Origin of the sequence: Metapseudomonas phytobenefica (assembly GCF_043392685.1) — a bacterium.
Classification (GTDB): Bacteria; Pseudomonadota; Gammaproteobacteria; order Pseudomonadales; family Pseudomonadaceae; genus Metapseudomonas.
In genome coordinates, this window is record NZ_JBHZGM010000059.1 from 1 (window position 1) to 9184 (window position 9184).

Genomic DNA, 9184 nt, shown 5'->3' on the forward strand with positions numbered 1-9184 from the left:
TGCTCGCGGTGGCTAAAAACACCGAAGTGAGCGGATGACTTGACCGATTTTGGTCGAATCGCCGCTTTTAAAATCGGCAAGGGCAGAAGTCGGCCGGAAATGCAGGGCTACTTCAGACCATCCCTAAATCCTACAGTTTTACCTTGTTCATCTTGAGCAGTTCTCAGAGCTGCCGTGTTATATGCACTTGCATGCCCATCCGACCCAAATAACATGATAGGTCTATCAACAGACACCGCATCAAGGGCCTGACGTATTGTTGTGTAGGTATTTGTTGGATTGTTGCCAAAATAGGGCATCCATTGATCAACAATCAACCATGAGCCAGGGGAGGCAGGATAACGAGCCAGGCAGCCCTTAACTATCCTAGCCAATTGATCTAAGTCAACCCCTTTGCTATGCAGGTCACACTGATCAATGGCCACAGTCCCCAAGGTATGTATATGGTTGTCATGAAAACCGGGTAAGACCATTTTCCCGGCAAGATCAATAACCTGGTAGCCTTCTTTAATAAAGCGCTCAGCTCCAGAAGCGCCACCAACATAAGCAACACTCTCACCGGAAACTACAATGGCTTCAGCCTCATGACGCATAGCATCCTGAGTGTAAATACGCCCATTGATATATACGGTATTCGCGCTATTATAAGCCAAATCTGCTGTCGAATTCTTGCAGCCATTAACGCCGGCAATTGAAACCAGCAACAAAATCAGCACCTGCGTCTTTCTAAAGAGAAACGCCATGCTCCCCCCCCCCCCCCCACTAATTTTCAAAGGCTTTTGAGCTTCTATCCACTGCAACTTACAAAACGTGTTTTATTGCAGTTGGCGGAAACTATTGGTGCACCACGGAGCGCATGCCGCAAACACTAATCAAGTAGCCAGCCGCAGATAACTCCTATTCCTGGCGACCTAGTAAGCAAGGCTAATTAAGCCTCACAGATGATTTTTTTGCGCTTGTAGCTCGCAGTAGTCGGAAGAGCGTCAACTCGTATCGTTTTCAGATTGACGTCCATCTTAAGGATTCGTTTCAACTCAGAAGCAAATGACGCAACTAAGGCTTCCACAAGACTAACGTCCGATCCGACATACAAGAAATCCAGATCAGAAATATTACGCTTCTGAACCAAACGAAACGACTCAACATACGGCGTCGCGTTGAAATGACTGTCTAATGTATTGGTTACAATCGCAGTAGGCACGTAGTGCCCACCCAAAGTCTTGAGACAATCATCCTTCCTACCCTCAACGCGCTCGATTGTTCGACCATACTTTCCACATTTACACTGATAGTCATCATGACCGCCTGTGGAAACGATATCGCCATGATCATATCGAATAAAAGGCATTGTGCGGCAGAGATAATCCGTGCAGTAGACACTGGCCAGATTTGCATCTCCAGAGGAGGATTCAATATCCACAAGTTCCACGTACACTTGGTCGGGATCAGGATGGTAATGCCTGTGAGGGCATTCCAAAGCTATTATTCCGACCTCTTCAGATGAGTATTCATCAAGAACATAGGTGTTGAAAAGCGTTGAATAGTACTCGCGCTCATGCCTTGAACTAGCTTCGGAGTTAGTTATGATCGCTTTCATTTTCAGCGCTGAAATGCGCGTAGCGTAGGGTTCCAAAACAGGCAGGTAACTTGGCAACAGGTTAAGAATGACGGGGCGGATCTGCTCTAGGTGTCGCACGAACTCATCTGGCTCAACAATATCGTTAAGCGTAAATGTTGGATAATCCCCGCACATTGAGGACGTCCAGCTTCTAATGTGATGGATATTGTAAATCCAGCGATCTGGACTGAACTCGTCTCCAGCCAACTGCTGAAACATACGATAGTAGCTCAGCACATTATTAGAGACCGAGCCTAGATCACAAAGAATTGGCAAGGCAACACCACTCGACCCCGAAGTGCTAGACCAAAAGAATTCTGGAGAGTCCTTCGAAATACCCCGAGGAATGAAATCCTCAGTTTTTACACTACGAAGTATTCCTTTGTTGAGCAACGGGAGACACTTAAAGTCATCAATTGAGCGAATCTCTCCCAACTTATATCCATGAGACTTGTAAAATTCATGGTAGAACGGGATATTCTCAAAGGCATAGTCTACAACACTGGAAAGCTTCGGAAGCGCATAGCTCAGCTTTTGCTGGGTCGTCCATTTGTTTCGAGCCAAAAGATCAACTTTCTCATTGCTCCACCTTTGGCGTATATGTTTCTGAATTTCAAGCGTATCGTAGCTGTCTTCCTGCACTGCCATGCGAGAATTTTTATAGATAGACTCTAGGCCATACGTGAACGACTGAGTGTCGAGTTTCATTTATAATTCCTTTTCAAGCGTCAGGCTTTACAGCCCGACCAACTCCACGCTATCAAAACTTTCATTGGGCACAGGAATGCTTGTCACGCGCCAATCAAGACCTAACTCACGAATTTTATTAAGGAAGGGATCCGGGGGAAGTTCTTCCGGATGAACCATTGTCCCAGCATCCCATTGCCCAGTGATGATGAGTATTGCCGCCGCCATTGCTGGAATGGCCGTCGTGAACGCAGTTACCTGAGTTTCTAGGTCGTCATAGCAATCTTCGTGATTACAGATGCTATGCATGAATATCTTCGATGGCCTACCTCCCTTTTTCCCACTTAGCAATGCTCCAACGCAAACAGTACCACGGTATTCGCTTGCAAATGACTCAGGGGCAGGCATGACCTTCGCGACATAGTTAAGTGGTGCGATGCTTAAATCTCCGATATCAATTGGCTTTAACGAAAGCAGTCCAACTTTCTGTAGAGTCTCAAAAGTCGACCTAAAGCTATCCCCAATTCGCAGCCAGAATTCAATTTTTGCCTGTGGCATATTCATAGAGAGCGAATGAACTTCCTCATGCCCGACGGAATATAGCTTCTGCCGACCAATTTCCGGAAAATCAAACTCCATATGACGCGAGAATGGAGGCGCAAAATGCCACGACCCTCCCTGCCAATAAACAGTATCCTCGCAGAGTTCCTTCAGGAATACTGCCGCGTTAAAGTTGGTTGCAAAGAATTGATTATGGCTACCCGCGTTCGCACAAAGAACATCGATAGTGTCGATGCTGTCTAGGTAATCATTTTGCACCTTCTTACAGAACACGTTAACAACACCTGGATCAAAACCAATTGAAAGGATAGCAGTGAGCCCCTTTCTCTTGAATTCCTCTCGCAACTCTAGCTCGCGAGAGTACCAAGGCGGCGGTACGTTGTAGTCGGTGCCATGTTCGAAGAGCGCCGTATCAATGTAATGCGCGCCGACGGTCAAGCAGGCCCGCATTACATCGATATGTGTGTCCGGCGTTGCCACATTAATGACAATGTTTGCCCCTGCTTCACGCAAAACAGACACAAGACTTTCGACGTCACGTACGTCGCAGCCATAGTGCTTAGCGGCTAGTCCGTATTTACTCGCTATTTGATTGGCTACCAGCTCTGCCGAAGCGTCAGCACGAGCGACCAGATGCAAAGAATAGCCATCATCCTGGTATTTCTTAGCGAAGGCAGACGCAAGCACCTTACCAACTGTCCCCATCCCTAGGATTACGATGTTGGTAACTTTATTACCCATTATTAATCTCCCTATTAATGCGTGGCTGAATACATTCCGAATTGCGACTTCGAACTAAACCGCATAAAGAACACGGCCAATCCAATAGCGGTGACAACAAAACCAACCTGCATGCCAACCCAAATCACCAACGGCGCTGTCGGATATGCATCGACTAGTACAAGCTGTGTTAACAACCCAAATAGCCAAAATCCGATAATATTAATTGCAAGTGGCCAACGAGTAACCTCACAGCCCCGGAGCACCCCTGTAAGCAGCAAGATGAACGCGTCGACCAAAAGAAATGGAAGGGCAAAGGAGAAGAAATCCTCCATATGCGCATAAACCGGAGATGTTCCTTCTGTTGGCGCACCCAAGAAAAGAGAGAAAATTTGAAGACGAAATACAAACATTGCAAGCAAGAGCGCAGCAATAAATGCAAATGCCGTCAAGGCCACTTTATATAAAAATGCACGCAAAGATTCCCCAGTGGCACGACTTGCATTTGATGAGACGTGAATTGCACAATACTCATTGAATCCCAAAATGAAAACGACAATTAGCTCGTTCACCTGAAGGATTGCCAAGTGCGCTGCAAGAGCCTCTTCGCTGAACCAGCCCATGAGGAAAACAGAGGCAGACAAGAATGCGACAGTACTTATAATGCCAAAGCCAATAGGCACGCCTATCTTTAATGTCTCCAACATATAAGGAACTAGACTATAAATCTTCTTTAGCTCTCGCATGTCAACTCTTGGGCTAGATGTATGCCATGACATGAACACGAAGAGCACGCTCGCCCCTACCAATGCCCCAATAAGAGTACCGATCCCGGCACCCAGCAATCCCAACTCAGGCGCCCCCCACTTTCCATAAATCAAAACATAGTTCAGAACAATATCGACAAACAGCTGAATTGTGGCGCCCGCAACCACCATCTTCCCTTTATCGTGAAATGCGAGAATTTCCCAATAATGGATAAACAACAGGTTGGGCAGAATCGATAGTCCAAGGCAAATCAGATAGCCCCGCGCCTCATCAACCAGACGGGGCGACTGTTGAAGACTCAACAAGATCTCTGGGCCAAATAGCAACGCAAACAAAGCAAGCACACCGAACGCCAGCAAGAGGAAGTAAATTGCCAACTTACTGCTCGCCATCTTTTGCTCATCGCCCGCATCCAAATACCTGCCGTAGATAGGGCCGAAGCCAAAAACAATACCCTCTCCCAACATAAATAGAATCAGGTAGATCTGCATGGCTAAGCCACCAGATGCCATGCTGTAAACATCATGCCTACCCAGCATCACCGAATCCAATAAAGGCATGAGCACCACTGACATATTTGCCAGGCCTAATGGCAACGCCCGCCGAAGAATCTCCTTGGATGTTACGTCCATTTCAACTCGCCCTCGTAACAACACCAGAAAACGCATTTATCGCGTTCATGCGCCACTCTAGTTTTGGACAGCATTTGGACACGGCCTTGATCTCATTTTCCGAGAACAAACTTCTATGTCCGCCCAAGCCCGATAAAAAGTCTGAGCCAATATATGCGTTCTTAGGTGTATCAGGGAACGCCTGCTTGCGTCTTACGCGTATTTGATCATTTAGTATCCCGCTCATGGCGTAGCGAAGGGGGGCCTTCTCTACCCCCAAATGAACTTTCTCTTCAATTGACAAATTAAGTGCGTGCTTAACTAAAGCTTGATTAAGAAAGGGTAGCCTAACCTCGACACCTGATGCCATTGACAACTTATCCTCATGACTAATCATTGCCTGAAGATGGCCCTCCATTAGGATGTTTTGCACCGCAGTAGACTTCGCCCACCTTGGAGCAAGGTTATCCTCAATTAGTCGAACTAGCTCAGCCTGAGTCAGTAAACTATGCAGACCTCGATTATTCGCCTGCTTGTGAAAATATCTTATCGCCGTCTCGATATCTGCGGAATAAAGATCGTGCAAGCCGTAGTGATAATAATATCCACCCCAAAACTCATCGGCGCCCTGCCCATTCAGAGCGACCCGCAAGCCCAGATTAGCTATATGCCGGTAGATCAAGTACTGCGTTATATACACCTGATCATGCAATGGCTCCTCCAGCACAGCCTGTACAGTCACAAAATTTTGCTCGACCGACTTTTTGTCAACTTTTAATTCCTGATGATCAACACCACCTAGATGTTCAACCAATTGTCGAGCGTAATAAATATCATCATTGCTACCTTCCTCGTAAGCAGCAGTTATCGCCACAAATGGCATATTACGCATTTCTGTTTTAAGGAGGCTCGCAATAATACTGCTATCTAAGCCGCCCGACAGAACCACAGCACATGCATGATGCTCAGGAACCATAGAGCTAACTGCGTGGGCAAGCTTTCGCCTAAGTGGCAAGTCAGGCTTTTGAGCCCCAATACCGCAGCTATATATTTCTTGTAAATTTCCATTTACATCGTAACTGTAGACCCTACCTGGCTGGCAGTTCTTGATGTTATGAAAATAAGTACACTCCCGATTTGAAAAGAAGTCGAAGACTAGATCCGAAAGGATTCGAGATGAGTCCAAATGCACTTCATCCTGGGTCACCAAGATTGATTTAGCCTCGGACGCAAGAATCAGCCCGTTATGATCCAATTTGTATACGAGCTGCTTTTCCCCCAAGGGGTCACGAGAGAAATAGAGCTTACCTGTGGCCAGCTCATATAGGATAACTGCCCAGCACCCCTCGACCGCATCAAGAAATGCCCAGCCATGGCTCTCGATTCCTCGTAGGAGAATCTCCGTATCGGAGTCACCATCTAAATTTATGCCTTGAGAAACTAATCTCTCGCGGAGCGCTTTATGGTTATAGAGCTCTCCATTGAAGACCATTACAGACTTGTCGGTCTTCATTGGCTGCTTCCCATTTCCTAAGGTGGAAGTGGAGATTGAAAGGAGAGTATGTCCCAGGAAGACACTTCCATCGCAACTGGTATAACAGTCAAGGAAGTCTGGGCCTCGGTGCCTCAGAGCGTTTAAACCTTCATTACGCCAATGACCTAGATTCGAGCACATACGCCGAGAAAACGAGGCAAACACGCCGCACATTTTAGTCCCCTAACTTACGTAATTTTTATATGTACGCCGCGCCATTCCGTGGCGATCCATTGGACTAGAAGCTCGGCAAATTCAACTTCGCCTATCGGAGAGACACCATCCTCACGAAGCCAGAACGACATAATTGCCTCTCCATTACTTGGAAAGATATATATACACCCAAAACATTTGCTTCGTGTATGATTCGTTACCGTGTAGGCAAATGAACTTCCATCTCTAAACTCTTTCTCATGCCACCCCAAATCCACAATATTGTCGTGCAGCGTTATATTGAGCGGCCACCCACTATCAGACTTATATTTCGCATAAAGACGATCTTTGCTCACAAAGACAGCTTCAAAGTCGATAATCGCATGTGTAATTGATAACGGCTCTACCAGCACTCCTCCACTTGAAAAGCCCGATGGAACTTTCGACAATTCTGGGAACAGCTTAGGAGAATACATTTGCACTCTCCACAATTCGTTCATGCTCGAAGTCAACAATCGCAGCCCGAAGATGCTCTACGCTCTTGTATAACTTTTGCTTTGTTCTTGAGAGCGATACTCGAAACGCGGTGCACGGCGGCCTACTACCGTCCTCCCAATAGAAGAACCTCCCCGGTAGCACATGAACATCTTTCACTGCGAGATATTCAACTATATCGAGATCGGCAATTCGTCCCGATTTGACCTGAAACCACTCCAAAGGCAGGCAAGCACTCGTCCTGTCGGTTGTTGGAATAGCAATCGTGTTATTCATTCTATTCAACAGATATGAATGGCGCACCCTTACAGGATCATGAATACTCTTCGATATTCCCTGACTGAACGTCTGCTCGAAGAGCCTTTCGAACACGAGCATTGTAAATCTAGAATGACACAGATAAACCTCGTCATAAATTAACTCAAAGAGCTCGGCGCATTTTCTGGAGTAGCTTATTAAGCTAGCCTTCATATCGTGCGTCGGCCAAGTCTTACCTGTGTCATCTATGACAAAGTAGTCGCAGCCACTCTGCTCTAGAACGAGGCGATCATCATATAATTCATTAGCATAGATACGAAATGTTGCATCAAGCACTAATGTCTTCCTACGCTGTGCGCAGTATTCAGCGATCAGGGACATGTACTCCCGACCAATAACTGTTCCGGTTGGATTATTCGGATTCACAAGGAACAATGTGTCGAAATCTAACGAGTCAAGCCTTTCAAACAGCCTGGCGGAATTGCTGCTAGATCGAAAATATCCATCTTCAATTAGTCTTAATTTGCACCCGCGACGTCTCAGAAGAAGGGCCAGGTTATCAAAGGTTGGCGAAACCAAAAGAACGCGAGGTGCCTTAACTGCTAAATATGCAGCCACCAGGTCAATAGAATTAGATGCTGTTGGTGACACTTTGAAATTGGAGCTTGAGGCCAGTGCATCTGAACCGATGAGCTTAGAAAATGAGGCCTTGAACCGTTGCTCTGCTAAGTTGACTCTTGTCGATTCGCTATCCTTCCAGATATCTAGAAGTGCCAGAGGAAAGTCAGGAAAACTCTCATTTATATCGTGATATGCATGTCCATCGGAGAGATTATACCCCCCTCGCAGTCCAACAAGCTCATAATCGGTAAGTTGATTAAGCATTACATCTTCCTTGATGTTGGAAATCACATTGCACAATCGAGGGACATTGATCTTTTCGCACAAGCAGAACTGCATCTTTGCAGCTCGTGCAAGATCTCAGTTAAACCCGATGTATATAACAGCAGCGAGTTGCACCGCGCTGACTTAATGCAGTGCTATAGCGGAAAAATTTAAGTATGGAAGGCGATAAAGAGGTATTCATATGGCGTCCTTGCCAAATAACTATTTTTTACGCTAACAAACAGCCCCCTGCTAAGTCAATCACCCCTATGCAGAATCCAGCCGAAGCGCATAACTCCATGAATACAAAGGAGAAAACCCCGATAACCACTCAAGCGAAGCGGATCTGTCTGTCTTTTTTGGCAGCTCGTTTGACCACCACAACGAGCGCACTAACAGGCATCCGCCTCAGCAAACTGGTCTCACATAAACTGCTCGACGCATGATGAATGGGGCGGAAATCTGGCTCTATCTACGCAACACAAAGGGCTGTGGATGCTGGGTTATAGCACCTCGATTTGCGGACAAAAACTTATCCTTTTCGTTCACTCCATTTCCTTTCACTATATGGCCTAACTGGGCCCATTGATTCCTCGCTAGAGGATGTGGCGCTTGTCACGTCGGTAGCACTTGAACGCGACCACCCAGAAAGAAATCAGCGCAATGAGCGCGACCTTGTCGTAGCGTCTCATCAGCTTCGGAATGACGGCTTGCTCCAGACCGGCCAGCGAGCCCGAGAAGTGCAGCCGCGACACATAGAACTCACCTAGGGAAATCCTTATATGGACGCCTCCCGGAGCTCAATCGGTAATCATGTTGGCGTGTAGGTAGGAGCAGTCTTATATCCGGCCTATGGTGCAGGCCGATAAGCCCTGCTGGCCCTGATGGAATCCG

Annotated in this window: 8 protein-coding genes; all 8 read right to left on the reverse strand. The window is 46.7% G+C overall.

Annotated features, from left to right (window positions below):
* Positions 1–107: 107 nt before the first annotated feature.
* Entirely contained in the window at positions 108–743 is a 636-nt protein-coding gene (locus ACFW0B_RS25425) for an amidohydrolase family protein (protein ID WP_449151732.1), read from the reverse strand.
* A gap of 185 nt (positions 744–928) precedes the next feature.
* Positions 929–2326: a phenylacetate--CoA ligase family protein gene (locus ACFW0B_RS25430; RefSeq protein ID WP_449151733.1), complete on the reverse strand. Its 1398-nt coding sequence runs from the start codon at positions 2324–2326 to the stop codon at positions 929–931.
* Positions 2327–2353: 27 nt separating this feature from the next.
* Positions 2354–3607 (reverse strand): saccharopine dehydrogenase family protein, encoded by a 1254-nt coding sequence (locus ACFW0B_RS25435; protein ID WP_449151734.1) that lies wholly within the window; start codon positions 3605–3607, stop codon positions 2354–2356.
* 14 nt (positions 3608–3621) lie between these two features.
* Positions 3622–5022, reverse strand: a complete 1401-nt coding sequence (locus tag ACFW0B_RS25440; RefSeq protein WP_449151735.1) for an MATE family efflux transporter — start codon at positions 5020–5022, stop codon at positions 3622–3624.
* Complete coding sequence (gene asnB, locus ACFW0B_RS25445) at positions 4988–6673, reverse strand: asparagine synthase (glutamine-hydrolyzing) (protein ID WP_449151736.1); 1686 nt, start codon at positions 6671–6673, stop codon at positions 4988–4990. The genes ACFW0B_RS25440 and asnB overlap by 35 nt, the downstream gene beginning before the upstream one ends.
* Before the next feature lie 14 nt (positions 6674–6687).
* Positions 6688–7128, reverse strand: a complete 441-nt coding sequence (locus ACFW0B_RS25450) for a hypothetical protein (protein ID WP_449151737.1) — start codon at positions 7126–7128, stop codon at positions 6688–6690.
* On the reverse strand, positions 7115–8290 hold the full coding sequence (locus tag ACFW0B_RS25455; protein WP_449151738.1) for an aminotransferase class I/II-fold pyridoxal phosphate-dependent enzyme: 1176 nt from the start codon (positions 8288–8290) through the stop codon (positions 7115–7117). The genes ACFW0B_RS25450 and ACFW0B_RS25455 overlap by 14 nt, the downstream gene beginning before the upstream one ends.
* A 596-nt stretch (positions 8291–8886) precedes the next feature.
* The gene (locus tag ACFW0B_RS25460; RefSeq protein WP_449151739.1) at positions 8887–9045 is read right to left on the reverse strand and encodes a hypothetical protein; all 159 of its coding nucleotides are present in this window, start codon (positions 9043–9045) and stop codon (positions 8887–8889) included.
* Between the last annotated feature and the right edge of the window lie 139 nt (positions 9046–9184).

Excerpts from the sequence above, each read along its gene's own strand:
- ACFW0B_RS25425 (WP_449151732.1), bottom strand. The coding sequence starts at position 743 with ATGGCGTTTCTCTTTAGAAAGACGCAGGTGCTGATTTTGTTGCTGGTT.
- ACFW0B_RS25430 (WP_449151733.1), bottom strand. The coding sequence starts at position 2,326 with ATGAAACTCGACACTCAGTCGTTCACGTATGGCCTAGAGTCTATCTAT.
- ACFW0B_RS25435 (WP_449151734.1), bottom strand. The coding sequence starts at position 3,607 with ATGGGTAATAAAGTTACCAACATCGTAATCCTAGGGATGGGGACAGTT.
- ACFW0B_RS25440 (WP_449151735.1), bottom strand. The coding sequence starts at position 5,022 with ATGCGTTTTCTGGTGTTGTTACGAGGGCGAGTTGAAATGGACGTAACA.
- asnB (WP_449151736.1), bottom strand. The coding sequence starts at position 6,673 with ATGTGCGGCGTGTTTGCCTCGTTTTCTCGGCGTATGTGCTCGAATCTA.
- ACFW0B_RS25450 (WP_449151737.1), bottom strand. The coding sequence starts at position 7,128 with ATGTATTCTCCTAAGCTGTTCCCAGAATTGTCGAAAGTTCCATCGGGC.
- ACFW0B_RS25455 (WP_449151738.1), bottom strand. The coding sequence starts at position 8,290 with ATGCTTAATCAACTTACCGATTATGAGCTTGTTGGACTGCGAGGGGGG.